General features: G+C 68.3%; 25 protein-coding genes. 19 read left to right on the forward strand and 6 right to left on the reverse strand.

Features of this window, described 5'->3' with window-relative positions; genetic code table 11:
* The first annotated feature begins 92 nt into the window (after positions 1-92).
* From secY to ACW174_RS11625, 9 genes are all read left to right on the forward strand, one after another.
* A complete protein-coding gene (gene secY / locus ACW174_RS11585) occupies positions 93-1,481 on the forward strand; it encodes a preprotein translocase subunit SecY (protein ID WP_492014577.1) in 1,389 nt (462 codons plus the stop codon).
* Between the two features lie 22 nt (positions 1,482-1,503).
* Complete coding sequence (locus ACW174_RS11590) at positions 1,504-2,064, forward strand: adenylate kinase (RefSeq protein WP_492014578.1); 561 nt, start codon at positions 1,504-1,506, stop codon at positions 2,062-2,064.
* A gap of 84 nt (positions 2,065-2,148) precedes the next feature.
* Positions 2,149-2,886 carry an energy transducer TonB gene (locus ACW174_RS11595; protein ID WP_492014579.1) on the forward strand — a complete coding sequence of 246 codons (738 nt, stop codon included), beginning with the start codon at positions 2,149-2,151 and terminating at the stop codon, positions 2,884-2,886.
* Positions 2,887-3,033: 147 nt separating this feature from the next.
* A complete protein-coding gene (gene rpsM, locus ACW174_RS11600; RefSeq protein ID WP_492014580.1) occupies positions 3,034-3,402 on the forward strand; it encodes a 30S ribosomal protein S13 in 369 nt (122 codons plus the stop codon).
* Positions 3,403-3,411: 9 nt separating this feature from the next.
* A complete protein-coding gene (gene rpsK / locus ACW174_RS11605; protein ID WP_300292379.1) occupies positions 3,412-3,801 on the forward strand; it encodes a 30S ribosomal protein S11 in 390 nt (129 codons plus the stop codon).
* 85 nt (positions 3,802-3,886) lie between these two features.
* On the forward strand, positions 3,887-4,906 hold the full coding sequence (locus tag ACW174_RS11610) for a DNA-directed RNA polymerase subunit alpha (protein ID WP_492014581.1): 1,020 nt from the start codon (positions 3,887-3,889) through the stop codon (positions 4,904-4,906).
* A 105-nt stretch (positions 4,907-5,011) separates the two neighbouring features.
* Positions 5,012-5,431 (forward strand): 50S ribosomal protein L17, encoded by a 420-nt coding sequence (rplQ, locus tag ACW174_RS11615; protein WP_492014582.1) that lies wholly within the window; start codon positions 5,012-5,014, stop codon positions 5,429-5,431.
* A gap of 77 nt (positions 5,432-5,508) precedes the next feature.
* A complete protein-coding gene (locus ACW174_RS11620; RefSeq protein ID WP_492014583.1) occupies positions 5,509-5,877 on the forward strand; it encodes a DUF4180 domain-containing protein in 369 nt (122 codons plus the stop codon).
* A 57-nt stretch (positions 5,878-5,934) separates the two neighbouring features.
* Complete coding sequence (locus tag ACW174_RS11625; protein WP_492014584.1) at positions 5,935-6,411, forward strand: GNAT family N-acetyltransferase; 477 nt, start codon at positions 5,935-5,937, stop codon at positions 6,409-6,411.
* Positions 6,412-6,414: 3 nt separating this feature from the next.
* Here the strand turns inward: ACW174_RS11625 and ACW174_RS11630 are convergent, their stop codons facing one another.
* Together ACW174_RS11630 and ACW174_RS11635 are read right to left on the reverse strand one after the other, a co-directional pair.
* Positions 6,415-7,275, reverse strand: a complete 861-nt coding sequence (locus tag ACW174_RS11630) for an ABC-2 transporter permease (protein ID WP_492014585.1) — start codon at positions 7,273-7,275, stop codon at positions 6,415-6,417.
* The gene (locus tag ACW174_RS11635) at positions 7,265-8,173 is read right to left on the reverse strand and encodes an ABC transporter ATP-binding protein (RefSeq protein WP_492014586.1); all 909 of its coding nucleotides are present in this window, start codon (positions 8,171-8,173) and stop codon (positions 7,265-7,267) included. Before ACW174_RS11635 ends, ACW174_RS11630 begins: the two co-directional genes overlap by 11 nt.
* A 136-nt stretch (positions 8,174-8,309) precedes the next feature.
* Between ACW174_RS11635 and ACW174_RS11640 the strand changes: the two genes are divergently transcribed.
* The 3 genes from ACW174_RS11640 to ACW174_RS11650 all read left to right on the forward strand — a co-directional run bounded on the left by ACW174_RS11640 (position 8,310) and on the right by ACW174_RS11650 (position 12,354).
* The gene (locus tag ACW174_RS11640) at positions 8,310-9,545 is read left to right on the forward strand and encodes an alkaline phosphatase family protein (protein WP_492014587.1); all 1,236 of its coding nucleotides are present in this window, start codon (positions 8,310-8,312) and stop codon (positions 9,543-9,545) included.
* 49 nt (positions 9,546-9,594) lie between these two features.
* Positions 9,595-10,905 carry a TCR/Tet family MFS transporter gene (locus ACW174_RS11645; RefSeq protein WP_492014588.1) on the forward strand — a complete coding sequence of 437 codons (1,311 nt, stop codon included), beginning with the start codon at positions 9,595-9,597 and terminating at the stop codon, positions 10,903-10,905.
* Between the two features lie 75 nt (positions 10,906-10,980).
* Complete coding sequence (locus ACW174_RS11650) at positions 10,981-12,354, forward strand: trypsin-like peptidase domain-containing protein (RefSeq protein ID WP_492014589.1); 1,374 nt, start codon at positions 10,981-10,983, stop codon at positions 12,352-12,354.
* A 28-nt stretch (positions 12,355-12,382) separates the two neighbouring features.
* Here ACW174_RS11650 and ACW174_RS11655 read toward each other — a convergent pair whose 3' ends face one another.
* A complete protein-coding gene (locus ACW174_RS11655; protein WP_492014590.1) occupies positions 12,383-12,805 on the reverse strand; it encodes a VOC family protein in 423 nt (140 codons plus the stop codon).
* A 71-nt stretch (positions 12,806-12,876) separates the two neighbouring features.
* Between ACW174_RS11655 and ACW174_RS11660 the strand changes: the two genes are divergently transcribed.
* From ACW174_RS11660 to ACW174_RS11680, 5 genes are all read left to right on the forward strand, one after another.
* The gene (locus tag ACW174_RS11660) at positions 12,877-14,181 is read left to right on the forward strand and encodes a replication-associated recombination protein A (protein ID WP_492014591.1); all 1,305 of its coding nucleotides are present in this window, start codon (positions 12,877-12,879) and stop codon (positions 14,179-14,181) included.
* Between the two features lie 88 nt (positions 14,182-14,269).
* Positions 14,270-14,725, forward strand: a complete 456-nt coding sequence (locus ACW174_RS11665) for a hypothetical protein (protein ID WP_492014592.1) — start codon at positions 14,270-14,272, stop codon at positions 14,723-14,725.
* A 53-nt stretch (positions 14,726-14,778) separates the two neighbouring features.
* Positions 14,779-15,198 carry a hypothetical protein gene (locus tag ACW174_RS11670; protein WP_492014593.1) on the forward strand — a complete coding sequence of 140 codons (420 nt, stop codon included), beginning with the start codon at positions 14,779-14,781 and terminating at the stop codon, positions 15,196-15,198.
* Positions 15,195-15,920: an RluA family pseudouridine synthase gene (locus ACW174_RS11675; RefSeq protein WP_492014594.1), complete on the forward strand. Its 726-nt coding sequence runs from the start codon at positions 15,195-15,197 to the stop codon at positions 15,918-15,920. The genes ACW174_RS11670 and ACW174_RS11675 overlap by 4 nt, the downstream gene beginning before the upstream one ends.
* 179 nt (positions 15,921-16,099) lie before the next feature.
* Positions 16,100-16,600 (forward strand): CC0125/CC1285 family lipoprotein, encoded by a 501-nt coding sequence (locus ACW174_RS11680; RefSeq protein WP_492014595.1) that lies wholly within the window; start codon positions 16,100-16,102, stop codon positions 16,598-16,600.
* Positions 16,601-16,722: 122 nt separating this feature from the next.
* On the opposite strand, the gene ACW174_RS11685 is transcribed toward ACW174_RS11680, so the two are convergent.
* The 3 genes from ACW174_RS11685 to ACW174_RS11695 form a co-directional block, all read right to left on the reverse strand.
* Complete coding sequence (locus tag ACW174_RS11685; protein WP_492014596.1) at positions 16,723-17,931, reverse strand: hypothetical protein; 1,209 nt, start codon at positions 17,929-17,931, stop codon at positions 16,723-16,725.
* 154 nt (positions 17,932-18,085) lie between these two features.
* Positions 18,086-18,484, reverse strand: coding sequence for a hypothetical protein (locus ACW174_RS11690; RefSeq protein ID WP_492014597.1), 399 nt, complete (start codon positions 18,482-18,484; stop codon positions 18,086-18,088).
* Positions 18,485-18,494: 10 nt separating this feature from the next.
* Positions 18,495-18,839 carry a hypothetical protein gene (locus tag ACW174_RS11695; protein ID WP_492014598.1) on the reverse strand — a complete coding sequence of 115 codons (345 nt, stop codon included), beginning with the start codon at positions 18,837-18,839 and terminating at the stop codon, positions 18,495-18,497.
* Positions 18,840-18,886: 47 nt separating this feature from the next.
* Between ACW174_RS11695 and crcB the strand changes: the two genes are divergently transcribed.
* The gene (gene crcB / locus ACW174_RS11700; RefSeq protein ID WP_492014599.1) at positions 18,887-19,273 is read left to right on the forward strand and encodes a fluoride efflux transporter CrcB; all 387 of its coding nucleotides are present in this window, start codon (positions 18,887-18,889) and stop codon (positions 19,271-19,273) included.
* A gap of 71 nt (positions 19,274-19,344) precedes the next feature.
* The gene (locus tag ACW174_RS11705) at positions 19,345-20,328 is read left to right on the forward strand and encodes an RluA family pseudouridine synthase (RefSeq protein WP_492017272.1); all 984 of its coding nucleotides are present in this window, start codon (positions 19,345-19,347) and stop codon (positions 20,326-20,328) included.
* Positions 20,329-20,330 lie beyond the last annotated feature (2 nt).

The raw sequence follows: 20,330 nt of genomic DNA on the forward strand, positions 1-20,330 counted from the left end.
CGCCCTCGCCATGGGGGCGCCCTTCTCCTATCTGGACGAAGGCGCGGACTCGTCGTCCGATGCGCCGCGTTCTGATCAGTCGGGGTGACACTATGGCTTCGGCCGCCGAACAACTTGCAGCAAACATGAACATGGGCTCGTTCGCCAAGGCGACCGAGCTGCACAAGCGCCTGCTCTTCACCGTGCTGGCCATGGTCGTGTTCCGTATCGGCTGCTACGTGCCGATCCCCGGCATCAACAACGAAGCCTTCCTGGCCTTCTTCCAGGACACCGACGGCAATCGCGGCATCCTGGACATGTTCAACATGTTCTCGGGCGGCGCCGTGCAGAACATGGCTGTCTTCGCGCTGAACGTGATGCCGTACATCTCGGCCTCGATCATCGTGCAGCTGATGGGCGCCGTGTATCCGCCTTGGGAGAAGCTGCGCAAGGAAGGCGGCGAGAGCGGCCGCAAGCAGCTGAACCAGTACACCCGCTATCTGACGGTCGTCCTGGCGCTGGCGCAGGGCTTCGGCATCGCCACCCAGCTGAACGGTCAGGCGGGCCTGATCGACGAGCCGGGCCTCTTCTTCATCGTCACCACCACGACCTGCCTGGTCGCGGGCACCATGTTCCTGATGTGGCTGGGTGAGCAGGTGACGGCGCGCGGCGTCGGCAACGGCATCTCGCTGATCATCTTCGCCGGTATCGTCGCCGTCCTGCCGGGCACCATCGCCCGCCTGTTCGGCCTGGCCCAGCAAGGCCAGATGTCGCCGATCGCCCTGCTGGTGATCGCCGCGATGGCCGTGGGGGTCGTGGCCTTCATCGTCTTCATGGAGCGGGCGCAGCGCCGGCTTCTGATCCAGTATCCCAAGCGCCAGGAAGGCAACCGGATGGCCGGGGGCGAGCGTTCGTTCCTGCCGCTGAAGGTCAACACCGCGGGCGTCATCCCGCCGATCTTCGCCTCGTCGCTGCTGATGCTGCCGACCACGGTCGTGTCGCTGACCCAGTCGGCCACCCTGCCGGCCTGGCTGCAGTGGCTGCCGCTGGTCACCGCCCAGATGCAGCACGGCCAGCCGCTGTTCAGCGTGCTGTATGCGATCCTGATCGTCTTCTTCTGCTTCTTCTACACCTCGATCACCTTCAACCCCGAGGACACGGCCGAGAACCTGCGCAAGTACGGCGGCTTCCTGCCGGGGATCCGTCCGGGCAAGCGCACGGCGGAGTATCTGGACTATGTCCTGACCCGCCTGACCGTGATCGGCGCCGCCTACATCACCGCCGTCTGCCTGCTGCCCGAGATCGTCGTCGCCTATTTCGGCAACGGCCTGTATTTCGGCGGCACCTCGGTCCTGATCGTGGTCTCGGTCACCATGGACACCGTGGCCCAGATCCAGTCGCAACTGCTGGCGCACCAGTACGAAGGCCTGATCAAGAAGGCCAAGCTGCGCGGCCGGGGCGGGGCCAAGGGCAAGGGCGTGACCGCGCCCGCCCGCCGCTGATCTGACCGCGAGGGGGGAAGCCATGAACCTGATCCTGTTCGGACCGCCGGCGGCGGGCAAGGGCACCCAGGCCAAGCGTCTGGTCGAGGCCCGCGGCATGATCCAGCTGTCGACCGGCGACATGCTGCGCGAGGCCATCGCCTCGGGCTCGGAGCTGGGCAAGGAATGTCAGGCGATCATGTCGCGCGGCGATCTGGTCCCGGACGCGGTCGTCATCGCCCTGATCGAGGCCCAGCTGAAGGCGGCGGAAGACGCCGGCGGCGCCATCTTCGACGGCTTCCCGCGCACCCTGGCCCAGGCCGAGGCGCTGGATCAGATGCTGGCCAAGCTGGGCAAGCAGATCGATCACGTCGTGCGCCTGAAGGTGAACGACGAGGCCCTGCTGGACCGGGTCTCGGCCCGGTTCGCCGATCAGGGCCGCCCGGACGACAATCCCGAAAGCTTCAAGGTCCGTCTGGACGCCTACAACCGCAACACGGCGCCGCTTCTGCCTTATTATGCGGACAAGGGGCTGTTGACCGAGGTCGACGGCATGGGCTCCATCGCCGCCGTCTCCGAAGCCATCGACGCCGCCCTGGCGTAATCGCCGGATCCGATCCCGCCCGACCCGGCGGGATCGACCTTTCCTGACAGCGCGCGTTCATCCCCCATGTGGCATGAAGCGCGGGTGTCATGGGCTCATCCGATCCTGAAGGACCGCCGGGTCCGCAACGCCGCGGTCGCCGCGACCATCGTGGCGGCGCACCTTGGCGTGTTCGCGGTCGTCGGGCGCTCGCAGCCGACGCCGCCCGTGGTTCTGCCTCCGCCGCCGCTCGAGGTGCTGCTGTTCGATCCGACCCCGCCGCCGCCGCCGCCGCCTCCGCCGCCGGTGAAGCCTTCGCCGACGCAGGGAGGAGGGGCCCCGGCCGCCGCCTCCAACATCCATCGCTCGCCGCGCCCGCCCGAGACGCCGCCCGAGGTGTTCGCCCCGCCGGAGCCGCCCGCCGTCCCGACGACGGTGCTGGGCGCCTCGCCGGTGACCACGGCGGAGACCGGGACCGGCCTGGGCGGGCTGGGGACGGGGACCGGCACGGGCGTGGGGGACGGCGACGGCCCGGGATCCGGCATCGGCCCGATGATCGTGCGCGGCGCGACCCGGCAAGAGATTATCGACGGCATGCCGCCTGACATCCGGCGCCGGGGCGTTCCGGCCCGGGCGCAGGTTAATTGCGAGATCGGGCGGGATCAGCGACTCAGCAGTTGCCGGGTCGTTTCGGAGACCCCGGAGGGACGAGGCATCGGCCCGGCCGCCATCGCCATCGCCGAGCGCAACTTCCGCTTCAACCCGCCGCGCACCGCCTCGGGCCGTGTGGTGGCGGGCCAGCGGGTCACGGTGACGGTATCGATCGGCTTCGGGCGGAATTAGACGGGGAGGGGGCGTTTGCGCTCTTCACACCCGTTGACGGAAACTGAATCCCCTGTATAAGGCCCGCTTCCGCGAAGGGCGCGTCACGCTCCTGGTCTGTTGACCGGAGCGTTTATTGCGTCCGCCCACGCGTATCTGGAGAGCTTCGTGGCCCGTATTGCTGGCGTCAACATCCCGACCAACAAGCGCGTTGAAATCGCGCTTCAGTACATCCATGGCATCGGCCCGGCGGCCGCCAAGGACATCACCGAGAAGGTCGGCATCGAAGCCGCCCGTCGCGTCAATCAACTGACGGACGCGGAAGTGCTGCAAATCCGCGAGACGATCGACCGCGATCACACCGTCGAGGGTGACCTGCGTCGTGAGACCTCGATGAACATCAAGCGTCTGATGGACCTGGCCTGCTACCGCGGCCTGCGTCACCGTAAGGGCCTGCCGGTCCGCGGTCAGCGCACGCACACCAACGCCCGCACCCGCAAGGGTCCCGCCAAGCCGATCGCCGGCAAGAAGAAGTAAGACAGACACATGGCCAAGGAACCGGGTCGCGTAAAGAAGCGCGAGCGCAAGAACATCACGTCGGGCGTGGCTCACGTGAACGCCAGCTTCAACAACACGATGGTGACCATCACCGACGCGCAAGGAAACGCGATTTCCTGGTCGTCGGCCGGTCACATGGGCTTCAAGGGTTCGCGTAAGTCGACCCCGTACGCGGCCCAGATGGCGGCTGAAGATGCGGCCAAGAAGGCCAGCGAGCACGGCGTGAAGACGCTGGAAGTGAACGTCTCGGGTCCCGGTTCCGGCCGTGAATCCGCCCTGCGCGCCCTTCAGGCCGCCGGCATGACCATCACGACCATCCGCGACGTCACCCCGATGCCGCACAACGGTTGCCGTCCGCCGAAGCGCCGCCGCGTCTAAGCGAACCGCCACCGCACTATATCTCCGCCGCTCCCGAGACGCCTGACGAGGCGGGGGGCGGCGAAATCCGACTCGAGGGACATCCATGATCGAACGAAACTGGCAAGAGCTGATCCGTCCCGAGAAGCCGCAGATCGAGGCGAGCTCCGACCCCCAGCGCAAGGCGCGCCTGGTTGCTGAGCCCCTGGAACGCGGTTTCGGCGTGACGCTCGGCAACGCCCTGCGCCGCGTTCTCCTGTCGTCGCTGCAAGGCGCCGCGGTGACCGCGATTCAAATCGACGGCGTCGTCCACGAATTCTCCTCGCTGGAAGGCGTGCGGGAAGACGTTGTCGACATCGTTCTGAACATCAAGCAACTGGCGCTGCGCATGCATGCCGAAGGCCCCAAGCGCATGACCCTGCGCGCCACGGGCCCCGGTGTCGTCACGGCCGGCCAGATCGACGTCCCCGCGGACATCGAGGTGCTGAACCCGGATCACGTCATCTGCACCCTGGATGACGGCGCTTCGGTTCGCATGGAGCTGACCGTCCAGAACGGCAAGGGCTATGTGGCTTCCGAACTGAACCGTCCGGAAGACGCCCCGATCGGCCTGATCGCCGTCGACGCCCTGTACTCGCCGGTCAAGCGCGTCGCCTATCGCGTCGAGCCGACCCGTCAGGGCCAGTCGCTGGACTATGACAAGCTGGTGCTGGAAGTCGAAACCAACGGCGCCGTCTCGCCGGTTGACGCGGTGGCCTACGCCTCGCGCATCCTGCAAGACCAGCTGCAGATCTTCATCACCTTCGACGAGCCGAAGAAGGCTGTTGAGCAGTCGGACGGCAAGCCCGACCTGCCCTTCAACCCGGCCCTGCTGAAGAAGGTGGACGAGCTGGAGCTGTCGGTCCGTTCGGCCAACTGCCTGAAGAACGACAACATCGTCTACATCGGCGACCTGATCCAGAAGACCGAGGGCGAGATGCTTCGCACCCCGAACTTCGGCCGCAAGTCGCTGAACGAGATCAAGGAAGTTCTCGCGACGATGGGCCTCAGCCTCGGCATGGATGTGCCGAACTGGCCGCCCGAAAACATCGAAGACCTGGCCAAGAAGTTCGACGACCAGATCTAGTTTCAACCCTCCGCCCATGGCCCCTTACGGGATCGCGGAGCGGTTAGAATGATAGAGCCCCAGGTCCGCGTTTGTGGATACCAGGGTTGAGTAGGAGAGACCCCGATGCGCCACGGCGCCGCCTATCGCAAGCTCGGCCGTACGAGCGCACACCGGACCGCCATGTTCGCCAACATGGCTGCGTCGCTGATCAAGCACGAGCAGATCACCACGACCCTTCCCAAGGCGAAGGAACTGCGTCCCTTCGTCGAGAAGCTGGTCACCCTCGCCAAGAAGGGCGATCTGCACGCGCGTCGTCAGGCCATCAGCGCCGTTCGCGACGTGCCGCAAGTCGGCAAGCTGTTTGAAACGATCGGCCCGCGCTACGCCGAACGTAACGGCGGCTACATCCGCATCATGAAGGCCGGCTATCGCCACGGCGACAACGCCGCCATGGCCGTGATCGAGTTTGTCGATCGCGACGCCGACGCCAAGGGCCTGGACTCGGGTCCGGTCTATGAGATCGAGGGCGACGACGAAGCGTAAGCTTCGCTCGTTGGGGCCACGACAAAAGGGGCGGCTGGTGCGAACCGGCCGCCCCTTTCCTTTGACCGGAGACCGTCATGGCGGATGAACTGAAGACGCTGTCGGGGCATGCGGTCTTCGTCTGCGCGCCCGACGGCCCGATGCTGGCCTCGGAAGCGGACGCGGTCGACCTGATCGGGTCGCTGTGGGGGATCGAGGCCGAATGGATCGCCCTGCCGATCGCGCGGCTGTCGCCCGGGTTCCTGACCCTGCGGACCGGGCTCGCCGGGGCGGTGATCCAGAAATTCGTCACCTATCGCCTGCGGTTGGCGATCCTCGGCGACATCTCGATTGAGGTCGCGGCCAGCCCGGCCCTGGCCGACTTCGTGCGCGAGTCCAACAGCGGCGACCGGGTGTGGTTCGTGAACGATCTGGCGGCGCTGGAGGCGCGGCTGGCGAAAGGTTAGGCCGGGCTCTTTCCCGGGCCGCGCCGCCGGTCCAGAGAAAGGGCAGGGGGCCTTCACATGCCGACCGTCGAAACCGCCATCATCATCGAACCCTACCGCCCCGACCACGCCGCCGCCTGGCGGTCGCTGAACGAGGACTGGCTGATCGCGGGCGGCTATGCGCTGGAAGCCAAGGACCAGCTTGTGCTGGGCGATCCGCAGGGCGCGATCCTCGACAAGGGCGGCCACATCTTCATCGCCGAGCAGGACGGCGCCCCGGTCGGCTGCTGTTCCCTGATGGCGATGGAGGACGGCGGCTATGAGGTCGGCAAGATGGCGGTGCTGGCGCAGGCCCGCGGGCTGAACCTGGGCCATCGGCTGCTGGAGGCGTGCGAGGCGGCGGCGCGGGCGGCCGGGGCCCCGCGCCTGTATCTGGAAACCAATGCGGCCCAGACCCACGCCATCGCCCTGTACCGCCGTTTCGGTTTCACCGACCTCGCGGCCCGGCCGTCGCCCTATGCCCGGTGTAATGTGTGGATGGAGAAGCGGTTCTGAGCGCTATTCCTTCGACAGATCCTGCCGGTTGAACAGGGCAAGGGCTCCGGCGAGCGGGACGAGGGTCCACAGGCCCAGGCCGAGGCCGGCCTTCCAGACCGTCGCGGCGGTCATCGGGGCTGCCAGCGTTCCCGCCACCGCATCCTTCAGCGTGTCATAGGCCAGTCCCGGCAGCAGCAGTTGCAGGGTCCAGCCCGCGGTATCCATGCCCAGCAGGGCCGGCGCGATCTGGCCAAAGATGCTCTGCAGGAAGCCGAGCGTCCACGGCACGATCAGGGCCGCCAGCAGGGACCGGGTCATCACCGCCGCCAGCAGGCCGACGAGGGTGAACTGGACGATGCGGATATAGGACAGCAGCCAGGTCAGGGCGATGCCTCCCACGTCGCCGCCGGCGACCGAGAAGCTGAGACCGCGCTCATAGACCAAGGCCTGCGCCAGCATGAAGACGAAGCTGGCCAGCAAGAAGAACAGGCTGCTGACGATGGCAACGATCTTCACGACGCCGACCTTGGCGAGGATCAGGGACATGCGGTCGTTGCGCGCGCTGATCAGACGCCAGGTCTCCCAGCGATAGTCGCCCGCATACAGGGTGGCGGCGGCGATCAGGACGCAGATCAGGACAATGCCGTTGGCGCAGTTGGTGGCGGCGAAACCGAAGGCGTCGCCCAGATTGACCGCCTCGGTCGATACCGGCAGGGGCAGGCTGGCCGCCTTCGCCGCCTCATCCCCCTTGGTCTTGGTGATCCAGTGGAACAGCACGCCGCCGACCGCGAACAGGATGGGCGTCAGCAGCACCGAGATGAAGACCAGCACCCGGTTCAGGGAGAAGCGGTAGGATTCCGCGCGAATGGCGTCAGCCAGCATGGTCGATCTCCTGCACGGCGCCCGTCTCGGTGAAGAAGATGCTTTCCAGGTCGGCGCCGACCCATTTGGCTTCGTGGATGTCGACGCCCTGTTCGACCAGGGCGCGGATCAGGGCCGGGGCCTCGGGGCGTTTGATCTCGGCCAGCACGGCCTCGCCGTCGCGGGTGGCCTTGACGCTGAGGGCGCCCAGGACCTTCTCGATCGGCGTGCCGATCAGGCGCAGGCGCTCGCCGCCGGCGGCCGTCAGGTCGCTGACCGCGCCCTCCAGCACCAGCTTGCCCTTGTTCATGATGGCCACGCGGTCGCAGATGCGCTGGACCTCGCTCAGTTGGTGGCTGGCCAGAATCACAGTGACGCCGTCGTCGTTGGCCAGCGAGCGGATCAGGGCCCGCATCTCCTGGATGCCGGGGGGATCCATGCCGCTGGTGGGCTCATCCAGAATGACGAGGTCCGGGCGGCTCATCAGCGAGGCGGCGACGCCCAGACGCTGCATCATGCCGACCGAGAAGCCGCGCACCTTGCGATCGGCGGCGGCGGTCAGGCTGACCCGCTCAAGCCAGTGCGGAATCTCCGCCTCGGCCCCCAGACCATGCTCCTTGGCCAGCCAGTGCAGCACCTGCCGGGCGGTCATGTAGGGCGGGAAGCGGGGCGTCTCGATCATCGAGCCCATCCGGCGCATGGCGGCCACGTCGCCGACGGCGCCGCCCATCACGGTCGTCGAGCCGTCCGTGGGCCTGATCAGGCCCAGCAGGATGCGGAACAGGGTCGACTTGCCGGCGCCGTTCGGCCCCAGCACGCCGTAGACCCCGCCCTTGGGGATCGAGAGGTTCAGTCCATCCAGCGCGCGAACGTCGCCGTAGGTCTTGGTGAGTCCACGGGTTTCAATAACAGCGGTCATGCGGCCAAGGTTGAGCGTGTGTCGGGCCTGCTGGCAAGGCGGCATAGCATTAAGCTTTTGCAATCGGGCGGCGGCGTCGTGCGTCTGTCGTCGATGCGAGCTAGGGAGGCCCCGTTTTAGTAAGGAGTTCCGCCTGATGTCCCTGCGCGCCCTGTGCCTGACCTTCGCCGCCGCCGCGACACTGGCCCTGTCCCCGACCGTCGTCGAGGCCCAGGCGGCGCCGGCCGCGCGTCCGGTGATCCTGGTCGGCGTCGACGGGTTCCGGGCCGACTATCTGACGGCGGAGCGGACCCCGACCCTGTACCGGCTGGCGACCGAAGGCGTGCAGGCGGAGGGCGGCATGCGGCCCTCTTGGCCCAGCGTGACCTTCCCCAACTTCTATACGCTGGTGACCGGTCTGCATCCCGACCATCACGGGCTGGTCTACAACACCATCAATGACGCCACCCTGCCGGGACGCCGCTTCTCGCTGGGCAACCGGGCCGAGGTGATGGACCACGTCTGGTACGACGCGGGCGAACCGATCTGGGTCACCGCCCACAACGCCGGTCTGCGCACGGCGGCGATGTTCTGGCCGGGATCAGAGGCCGCGGTGCGCGGCGTCCGGCCTGATTACTGGGTGCCGTATGAAAAGTCGGTGCCGTCCAATGCGCGGGTCAACATCCTGCTGGCCTGGTTGAGCCTGCCGGAGGCGGAGCGGCCCCGCATCTCGACCCTGTATTTCGACGTGGTGGACACCGCCGGGCATTCGTTCGGACCGGACGCGCCGGAGACGATGGCCGCCGTCGTCGAGGTCGACACTGCCTTGAAGATGCTGGTCGAGGGGCTGGAGAAGCAGAACCTCGACGCCGACATCGTCGTCGTCGCCGACCACGGGATGGCCGCGCTGTCCGGCGAGCGGGTGGCCGTCCTCGACGACCTGATCGACCCGGCGGCGATCACCGTGACGGCGTGGGGGGCGGTCGTGTCGCTGGATCCGGTGTCCGGTCGCGAGGCCGAGGTCGAGGCGGCCCTGCTGGGCGTGAAGCCGCACATGGAATGCTGGCGCAAGGGCGAGATCCCCGCGCGTCTGGCCTATGGGACCAACGCCCGCATCCCGGCGATCGTCTGTCTGGTGGAGACCGGCTGGACCGTCGGCCTGCGCGGGCGCGTCGATCCCGCGCGGATCCGGGGCGGAGGCCACGGCTTCGACAACCAGGCGCCCGAGATGCGCGCCCTGTTCATCGCCCACGGTCCGTCCTTCGCGCGCGGCGTCACCCTGCCGGACATGGACAGCGTCGACGTCCAGCCCCTGCTGGCCCGCACCCTGGGAATCGCCGGCGGGTCAGGGGACGGTCGGGCGGCGGATACCGAGGCGGCGATGGCGCGCTGACGCGACCGCCTTCTTCGGCTAGAAGGCCCGTCCTTCTGAAAGCCAGCCCATGAACGCCCTGAACGATCTGAAAGTCCGCCGCGCGGCCATCGCCTTCATTCTGGTGACGGCGGTGCTGGATGTCATCGCGATGGGGATCATCATCCCCGTCCTGCCCCGGCTGATCGAGGACTTCGTCGGCTCCAACGCCGATGCGGGCTGGATCAACGGCGTCTTCATCGCCCTGTGGGCGGCCATGCAGTTCGTCTGCTCACCGATCATCGGCTCGCTGTCGGACAAGTACGGGCGGCGGCCGGTGATCCTGATCAGCTGCGCCGGGCTGGCGCTAGACTATGTGCTGATGGCGCTGGCGCCGAGCCTGTGGTGGCTGGCGGCCGGGCGGATCATCGCGGGCATCACCTCGTCCAGCTTCACCACCGTCTTCGCCTACATGGCCGACATCACCGCCCCGGAGAAGCGGGCGCGGGCCTATGGCCTGATCGGCGCGGCCTTCTCCGGCGGGTTCGTTCTGGGGCCGGTGCTGGGCGGGTTTCTGGGTGAGCTGGGGCCGCGCGCGCCCTTCTGGTTCGCCGCCGTCCTGTCGGGCGTGGCCTTCGTCTACGGCCTGCTGGTCCTGCCGGAGAGCCTGTCGCCCGAGAAGCGGATGCCGTTCAGCTGGAAGCGGGCCAATCCGGTCGGCGCCCTGATCCTGCTGAAGCGCCATGCGGAGCTGACCGGGCTCGCGGTCGTGAACTTCCTGCTCTACTTCGCCCACCACGTCTTCTCGGCGGTATTCGTCCTGTATGCGGCGCTGCGCTACGGCTGGGGCCCGGTGCAGGTCGGGCTGCTGCTGGCGCTGGTCGGCGTGCTGGACATGATCGTGCAGGGCGTGTTGACCGGGCCGGTGAGCCAGCGTCTGGGCGAGCGGCGGACCATGGTGCTGGGCCTGATCGGCGGCACCATCGGCATTAGCCTGATGGGCTGGGCTCCCACGGGTTGGGCCTTCATCGCCGCCATGCTGCCCAACGCCCTGTGGGGGCTGGCCATGCCGACGCTTCAGGCCCTGATGACCCGCCGGGTGGGCGAGGACGAGCAGGGCCAGCTGCAGGGCGCCAACAACAGCGTGGCCGCCATCGCCGGCGTGCTGTCGCCGCTGTTCTTCGGCTGGATTTACACTCACTCGACGGGCGGGCGTTTCGAGAGCGTGGCGAGATGGATCGAGAGCTGGGCGGGGCAGGGGCCGATGTCGCGGCTGCTGGTCGGCGGCCTGTACGATCCGGGCCTGGCCTTCTATCTGGCCGCCGTCGTCCTGCTGCTGGCGGCGGTGATCGGCTGGATCGTGGGCCGGAACGCCAACCGGGCCGAGGCCGCGCAAGCGTAACAATCGCGCCTTGATCCGGCCCGAAAGACGTTGCGGTATGGGAACGTCTCTACCGCCTCTGCCTTACGGACGATGATGAAGACCGGCTCTCTCGCGATCGCACTCGCCCTCACGCTCGCCGCCTGCGGCCAAGCCGACAGCTCAAAGGCCCAGGACGGCGTCTTCGCCGAAAACCGGGTCGTGCCGGGCGACGCCATGGCGATGAAGTCCAGCTTCGCCCCCGTGGTCCGGGCCGCCGCGCCCGCCGTGGTCAATATCGCCGCGCGGGGCGTCCAGCAGGTCCGCGACCCCTTCTTCGGCATGCCGGGCCAGCGCGAGACCGGCTCGGTCGGCTCAGGCGTGATTGTCCGTGCGAACGGCGTCGTCGTGACCAATTTCCACGTCGTCAACGGCATGAGCTCGATCCGCGTGATCCTGAGCGACCGGCGCGAGTTCGAGGCGCGGGTGGTGCTGTCGGACGAACGCTCCGACCTGGCCGTGCTGCAGCTTGAGGGCGTCAACGAGCGCCTGCCGGTGCTGAACATCGACGACCGCGAGGAACAGCAGGTCGGCGATCTGGTGCTGGCCATCGGCAATCCGTTCGGCGTCGGCCAGACGGTGACCAACGGCATCATCTCGGCCCTGAACCGGACCGAGACGAATATCTCTGACTCCGGCTCCTTCATCCAGACCGACGCGGCCATCAACCCCGGCAACTCGGGCGGGGCGCTGGTGGACATGGACGGCGACCTGATCGGCATCAACTCGGCCATCTTCTCGCGCTCGGGCACCTCGTCCGGGGTCGGCTTCGCCATTCCGGCGGCGCAGGTGAAGCGGGTGGTGGACACCGCCGTCGGCGGGGCGAGCGCCGTCGTGCGGCCGTGGCTGGGCGTGAAGGGCGAGACGGTCAGCGCCGACATCGCCCGCAGCCTGGGGCTGGAACGGCCGCAGGGCGTGATCGTCACCAATGTCTGGGCCAACGGACCGGGCGCGCGGGCGGGCATTCGCGAGGGCGACCTGATCACCGCTGTTGATGGGGCCGAGGTCAATGATCAGGGCGGGCTGAATTTCCGCGTCGGCCTGCACGATCCCAACGACACGGTCGAGGTCGCCATCCTGCGTGACGGCCGGGCCCAGACCCTGAACGCGCGCATCTCGCTGCTGCCGGGCGACCCGGACACCGACAAGGCCACCGTGGTCCAGTCCGGCGCCTTCGCCGGCGCGCAGCTGCTGGCGCTGAATCCGGCGCTTGCCGACAGCCTGGGCGGCGATCCCTTCTCCGCCGGCGTCATCGTCGGCGGGGTGCAGCGGGGCAGCTACGCCAGCCGCATCGGCTTCCAGGGCGGGGACGTCATCGTCGCCGTTAACGGGCGGCCGGTGACGACGGTGGCCCAACTGGGCAACGTCGGCCGCGGGGCGCAGGTCTCGATCAACCGTCGCGGCCGGGTGATCACCGGGGTGATGCGCTAGCCCGGAGTCGGATCCCGGGCGGGTCCGCTCAGGCTCCGTTTCTGATCGGTGCGCCGATGGACCAGGTGTGGCCGAACGGGTCTTTCAGCCGGCCATAGCGGTCGCCCCAGAACTGGTCTTCCAGTTCCGTGACCGGCACGCCGCCGGCCAGCAGGGCGCGGCCCCACCACTCCTCGGCGTCGTCGACGTGCAGATGGATGGTCGCGCCCGCCGGGCGGGTATCGGTCTCGCCGCCCCATTCGGGGAATTCGTCGGACAGCATGATGCTGGCGCCGTTGATGTGCAGATGGGCATGCACCAGCCGTTCGCCATCGTCGGCAAGTTGGCGATGCACCTCGACCCCCCCGAAGGCGCGGGCGTAGAACTCGACCGCCGCCTGACCGCCGCGGGCGGGAATGGTCAGGTAGGGGGTTACGCCGGTCAGGGGCGAGGGCGCTGCGTCATCGGCCATGTCGTTCTCCTCGGATCCTGCACACAGTAACGCGTGAAATGTGGGCCGGTTACGCCTATCTACAAGCGTCCATGTCCGATCTGTTCGAAGCCTCCGGCATCCATCCCCCTGACGCCCCGCTGGCCGACCGCCTGCGGCCGCAGACGCTCGAAGAGGTGGTGGGCCAGGATCACCTGCTGGGCGAGGGCGGGCCGATCCGGCGCATGATCGAAGCGGGGCGGCTGGGCTCGATGATCCTGTGGGGGCCTCCGGGCACCGGCAAGACCACCATCGCCCGGCTGCTGGCCAAGGCGGCCGGCTATCAGTTCCAGCAGATCAGCGCGGTCTTCTCGGGCGTCGCCGACCTGAAGAAGGCGTTCGAGGCCGCCCGCATGCGGCGCGCCGCGGGCCAGTCGACCCTGCTGTTCGTCGACGAAATCCATCGCTTCAACCGCGCCCAGCAGGACGGCTTCCTGCCGTTCGTGGAAGAGGGGATCGTCACCCTGGTCGGGGCCACGACCGAGAACCCGTCGTTCGAGCTGAACGGGGCCTTGCTGTCGCGGTCACAGGTCTATGTGCTGAAGCGGCTGGATGACGCGGCGCTGGATCAACTGTTGACCCGGGCCGAGGCGATGGAGGGCAAGACCCTGCCCCTGACGCCGGAATCGCGTCACGCCCTGCTGGCCCTGGCCGACGGGGACGGCCGCTATCTGCTGACCATGTCGGAGGTGCTGTTCGACCTTCAGGGCGCGGAGCCGCTGGATGTGCAGGCGCTGGCCGGCATCCTTCAGAAGCGGGCGCCCGCTTACGACAAGAGTCGAGAAGAACACTATAACCTCATATCAGCGCTTCATAAATCGGTTCGCGGATCGGACCCTGACGCGGCCCTCTACTGGCTGGCGCGGATGTTGAACGGCGGCGAGGATCCGCTGTATCTGGCGCGCCGGATCGTGCGGATGGCGGTGGAGGACATCGGCCAGGCCGACCCGCTGTCGCTCCTGGTCGCCAATGCGGCCAAGGACACCTACGACTTCCTCGGCAGTCCCGAGGGCGAGCTGGCCCTGGCCCAGGCGGTCGTCCACCTCGCCACCGCGCCCAAGTCGGTCGGGGTGTACGAGGCCTACAAGGCGGCCAAGCGCGCGGCCGCCGAAACCGGGTCCCTGATGCCGCCCGCCCACATCCGCAACGCCCCGACCAAGCTGATGAAGGACCTCGGCTACGGCAAGGGCTACCAGTACGACCCGGACGCGGAAGACGGCTTCTCCGGCGCCAACTTCTTCCCCGACGGCATGGAGCGCCGGACCTTCTACAAGCCGAAGGGCGAGGGCCACGAGGCCAAGGTCAAGGAACGGCTGGAACGCTGGGCCGAGATGCGGGCGCGGAAGGCGGGGGCTTAACTCGCCACGATAGCAAGGTGTGGCGACCGTTGCCGTAACGCCGGTTTGGGATCATCCTCCGCCCGTCACATGACCTTGGGAGGGGACCATGACCGATACCGATGCGATGACTGTTCGCACGCCCTGGCACCTGTGGGTGGTCGGGGTGTTGTCGCTGCTTTGGAACGGCTTCGGCGCGTTCGATTTCGTCAGCACCATCACGCGGGGTGAGGCCTATTTCCGGGAGTCCGGCTTCGATCAGGCGATGATCGACTACTTCAACGCCATGCCGAACTGGATGTATCTGCCGTGGACGCTGGGCGTCTGGGGCGCCGCGATAGGCTCGATCCTGCTGCTGATCCGCAACAGGCTGGCTGTCCCGGCCTTCGCCCTGTCGGCGCTGGGCGCGTTGGTCAGCCTGATCTACGGCAAGTTCATCGCGCCCCCGCCGGCGCCGCCGCCCGCCATGGCGATGATGGCGTGGATGCCCTTCGTCATCATGGCCATCGCCCTGGTGCTGCTCTGGTACGCCTGGGCCATGCGCAAGGCGGGCGTCCTGCGCTGACCCGATGGCCGGTTCCGGCTTGGGTCGGGGGCGGAGTATGCTAAGCGGTCGGCATGCAGATCGTCGCCCAACGCCGCACCCTGACCCTCGCCGCCGCCTGCCTGATCGGGGCGGGTGTGCTCCTGCAATGGCTGCTGGGCTATCGCCTCAATGCGGGCTCGGCGCCGATGGTCGAGGTGGCGGCCCTGGTCCTGTACGGCGTCGCCATCCTGCTGATGGTCGTGCCGCAGGGGCGGGGACGGCCGCTGATGGCCGCCGGGCTGGGCTTCATCCTGATGGCCTGGGCGGTCCACCTGAACGCCCGCCTGTCCGTCTTTCTTGAGACCGAGGCCGGTGGAGACGTCATCGCGGCTCACCGCATCCTGCTGGCGACCCTGATCGCCGGGCCGTTCGCCGGTCTGATCCTCGGCGTGATCGCCGGCCTCCTGGTCCGGTTCGACCGCATCCGCTTTGCGCCGAAGGCTGCGTCGTGAGTGAACGCGCGCCCGTTGACCTGACGCCCGAGGAGATCGCCGCCGTCCGCTCGTGGGTGATCCACGAGGACGAGCATGTGCTGGCCTTCAACAAGCCGTCCGGCCTGTCCAGCCAGGGCGGGCGGATCAAGGCGCATACGCTGGACGACCTGCTGTGGGCCTTCATGCGCTCGAACGGCAAGCGGCCCGAACTGGTGCACCGGCTGGACCGCGACACCTCCGGCGTCATCCTCGCCGCCCGGACCAAGCCCGCGGCCGGTTTCCTCGGCAAGGCGCTGCAGGCGCGGCGGTTCAAGAAGACCTATCAGGCCCTGCTGTCGGCGGCGCCCGAGCCGAAGTCCGGGACCATCGACACCCCCCTGATTCGGCAGGAGATCGGGCGCGAAAGCTATACCCGCGCCGTCACCGCCGACACGCCCGGCGCCCAGGCCGCCGTCAGCCGCTATCGCACCCTGTCGGCGTCGGAGGACGGGGCGCTGGTCGAGCTGGATCCCGCCACCGGCCGGATGCACCAGCTGCGCGTCCACATGGCCTCCATCGGCAGGCCCATGGCCGGCGACGTCCGCTATGGCGGGGCGCTGACGTTCGCCGGTCGCGGCGCGTCGCGGCTGATGCTGCACGCGTCGAAACTGGTGTTTCCGCATCCGAGCGGCGGCTACGTCACGGTGGAGGCGCCCTTGCCCGAGGATTTCGAGACGCTGAAGGCGGCGGCGGGACTCTGACCCCTCCGTCTCGTCGGCTGCGCCGCCGAGCCACCTCCCCACTGCGTGGAGAGGTAGGCTGACCCCTCCGTCACGGCGCAAAGGCGAAGCATGGTGGAGGGGTTAAGCCGCTCAGCTCCCGTTGACCGGAACCACCGCCCCCCGCCACGGTTAATCTTCAGAAGCTCCGGAGCCCTGCCATGAAGCGCCTTGTCCTGCCTGTGATCCTCGCCGCCGGCCTCGGCCTGTCGGCCTGCGCCAGCCTGTCGCCCTACGGCGCCCAGCAGGGGCCGCGCGGGCAGGGGTATTCGGAGCAGCAGATCGAGAGCAACCGGTTCCGCGTCACCTACAACGGTGTCGGCGCGCCCGGCCCGGTCGCGGACTATGCCCTGTTGCGCGCGGCCGAGCTGACCACGGCGCAGGGCTATGACTGGTTCGAGGTCACCCAGCGCTGGATCGACGGCAGTCCCGACAGCGCGGGCGGCGTCCGCCCCAGCGTCGGCCTCGGCTATGGCGCGGGACGGTCGTCGGGCCGTTACGGCAGCTATTCGACCTCCGGCGTCGGACTGGGCGTCGGCCTGAACTTCAGCGGCCCGTCCCCCACCTCGACCTCGCTGGAAGTCGTCATGGGCCGCGGCGCCAAGCCGGACCGGCCCGAGGCCTATGATGCGCGGGGCGTGCAGGATGCGCTGCGGCGGTAAAGACGTGGCGAGTGGCTAGTGATTAGTGGCTGGCCAACGGCGTGCGACTGCACCGTCAGCGTCGCCCTTCCGCGGGCACTGAACCGCAAACACTCGCCACTCGCCGCTAGCCACCAAACCCGTCAGCGCCCCCGGGTCAGCGCCCGGTATTCCACCAGCCGCTCCTTGTCGCGGCGGACCTGATCGGCGACGGCGTTGTCGACGTCCAGCGAGGCGTAGCGGACCCAGCCCTCGACGCCGAGCTTGTCCTGGATCGCGGCGACCGGGGTGCGCCAGCGGAAGTAGGACAGCCAGCTGACGCCCGCGCCCAGCACGATGGCCAGCGCCTGCAGCGCGCGGAAGGCCCCGGCGTCGGCCGGCGCCGGCTCCAGCAGGAAGACCGCCAGCCACACGACGAACACCAGCGGCGTCATGATCCGCTGCGCCCAGCGCATCCAGTAACGCTCGCGCCGGACGCGCCACAGCTCCATCTGGACGTACTTCTCCAGATACTCCATCCGCGCGCCGATCCACATGGTCAGGCGGGTCAGGTACATGGCGCGCTGGCCCCAGCCCTTTCCGTCCATCTGGAACTGCGTCTCGGCCTGATCGGCCATGGCGCGGGCGGAGGTGAACAGGTTCTGCAGCTCCCGCGTCCGCTGCACGATCTCGCGCGACAGCTCGTATGAGTCGTTCTCCAGCTGGAACCGGTACTGAACGAACAGGATCGCCTGCGCCGCCCAGAACACCCCGACCACCGCCAACATGGCGGCGACGGCCAGCCCCAGACCCATCGGCGGCGAGCCGGTCCAGCTCGAGAACCAGGTCGGCCCCAGGGTCGCCAGCAGGGTGAAGCCGATCAGGGCCAGCAGTTGGCTGACCCGCTTGACCGTCACATGCACGATCAGCGCCTTGAAGACCCGACGGCCATAGTCGTGGATGTGCTTGCGCAGGTCGCTGTCGACCGGGAAGCGCTCCTCGATCTGGCGGCTGAACAGGACGTGGAAGCGGTCCGGCTTGCCCTCCGACTCCCAGAAGGGGAACAGGTCGAGCGGCTGGTTGAAGTACTCGTCGATATGGGTGGACACCGCGGCCTCGGAGGCCGGGTCGCTGGAGAAATACTCGCTGTCCTGAATGGGACGCAGGATGCCGTCGGCGCTGCGCAGCGGCGGGGCCGCGGTGCGCGAGGTCGGCTCGGGCGCGACGCGGTGCGGGCTGTCCTCGGCGCCGCGCGGCGGCGGGTTCGGCGCGGCCTGCAGCCGGGCGTCGTGGCCGTGGCCGCCATGACCGCCATCGGCGGGGAAGCCGCCGGGGGCGTGCGGATCGTGGCCGTGATGATCGTCGTGCGACATGGCGCTTCGGCGGTCCCTTGAGTCTCGAGGCCCGGCACTATGGCAGATCACGCCGCCGGGCGGACGGCGTTCTCTCACGACGCGAGCGCCGCCGTTCGGCTATCGCCGTTAACCGTGTGCGGCGGCAAGTGAAGTTTGATTTAGGCGGGACGGCTCAGGGCGAGAGCGCCCAGATCACCGCCGCGCCGCCGATCATGGAGAAAGCCGCGACGACCCGGACGGCGGCGACCGGGATCCGCGCGGCCCACCAAGTCGAATAGGCGGCATGCCAGCGCCTTGGCAGGGCCATCAGGACCAGCGCGGAGATGATCAGGAACCACCCGAGCAGGGGAATCACCTGCGGAAACCGCGACGCCGGGCCTGCCGCCACCAGCGCCGCCCCGATCAGCAGCCGCGTGATCATCTCTCCGAAGTGGACTACAGGACTGCCGCCCATAGCGGCGAGCGCCGACAGCGCCCGGTCCGGATATGCGGCCATCCAGACCCCGAGCGCGATCAACCAGCCTCCCGCCAGCAGGCCGGCGATCTGTGCGACTGCGATGAAGAACTGCACGTCGCCGGCCTTAAGCAGAGAAATGAATGTCGCCGCAGTCGTAGCTGATGACCGCCGGCTGCGGTTCTCGGAAATTGCTCGTCTCACCGGCCACATAGTCGATCTGCGTAAGACCTGAACGGAGCGTACAGCGTGCGCCGACAGGGATCAGAGGCTGACCCATGTAAACCACATAGTGCCTGGACTCTTGCCCACTTTCGGTCCGACCGGTTACCCAAAAGGTCACGAGTAGATAGCCGGAATCGAATTCGGGCTGTGGCCCGACGGCCTCGATTGTCAGGGTCGTTTCGGCGGGTTCTGGAGTTGCGGGCTCCTGCGACAGGGCAAGCGCAGCCAGAAGCGCAGCGACGATCATTCCTCAAACCCTCAACAAAGCCGGTAAACCGCTATAAGCCCCGCAGCATGACACGTTTTCTCATCGTTGCCGCCGGGGGGGCGCTGGGCGCCATGGCCCGGTACGGGTTGGGACGGTTGCTGCCTGTGACGGGCGGCTGGCCGTGGCCGACGCTGGCGGCCAATGTCCTCGGCGGCCTGCTGATGGGTCTGCTGACCGGCTGGCTGGCCTTGCGGGGCGGGGCGCAGGGCGAGACGCTGCGCCTGTTCGCCGCCGTCGGCGTTCTGGGCGGCTTCACCACCTTCAGCGCCTTCTCCCTGGAGACGGCGCTGATGATCGAGCGCCGTCAGTTCGCCATGGCGTCGGGCTATGTCGCCGTTTCGGTGGTCGTTTCGATCACCGCCCTGTTCCTCGGCCTGATGCTGGCCCGCCGCGTCTTCGGAGCCGCAATTTGACTGACGAAAACTACAACCCCGCCGACGGCGACGAGGCCGACGCGCCCAAGGACGCCCCCAAGCGCGAAGTCCTGACGATCTACGTCGCCGAGGCCGAGGACGGCATCCGGCTGGACCGCTGGTTCCGCAGGCGCTGGCCCCACCTGTCCAATATCCAGGTGCAGAAGATGGCCCGCAGCGGCCAGATCCGCGTCGACGGCGCCCGCATCAAGCCCGAGGGTCGCCTGACCGCCGGGGCCGCCGTGCGCGTGCCGCCGATCCCCGACGACACCTCGCGTCAGGCCGGCGACGCCCACACCCTGTCGGAACAGGACATCCGCTTCGCCAAATCCATGGTCATCTACGAAGACGACATGGTCATCGCCCTGAACAAGCCGCACGGCCTGGCCGTGCAGGGCGGCACCAAGACCAGTCGCCACGTCGACCGTCTGCTGGGCGCCTGGGGCGAGGGGATGGAGCGGCCGCGTCTGGTGCACCGCCTCGACCGCGACACCTCGGGCGTGCTGCTGCTCGGCAAGGGGCCGGAGGCGGCCAAGCGGCTGGCCGGCGCCTTCGCCCGCCGTCAGGCCAAGAAGACCTACTGGGCCATCGTCATCGGCAACCCCAAGCCGGGCGCGGGCCAGATCGACATGCCGCTGAAGAAGACCGGCATCAACGACTTCGAGATGATGCGCCCGGCCGAGCGCAAGGACCCGCGCGCCGAGCCGGCCGAGACCGCCTTCGCCACCCTCAGCCGCGCCGCCCACCGGGCCAGCTGGATGGCGCTGCGCCCCTTCACCGGCCGGACCCACCAGCTGCGCGCCCATATGGCGGCCATCGGCCATCCCATCCTGGGCGACCACAAATACGGTGATGAGAAATCGAAGGAGTTGTCGGGCGGTCTGAAACTGCAGCTCCACGCCCACCGCATCGAGCTGGACCACCCGTCGGGCGGCAAGCTGGTCGTCACGGCGCCGCTGAGCCCCGAGATGAAGGCCGGCTTCGCCCACTTTGGCTTCGACCCGCATGAGGCCGACGGCGACGATCCGTTCGAAGGCGTAAGGCGCCAGCGGTGAGC

It is taken from the genome of Brevundimonas sp. AVps31 (assembly GCF_058681355.1).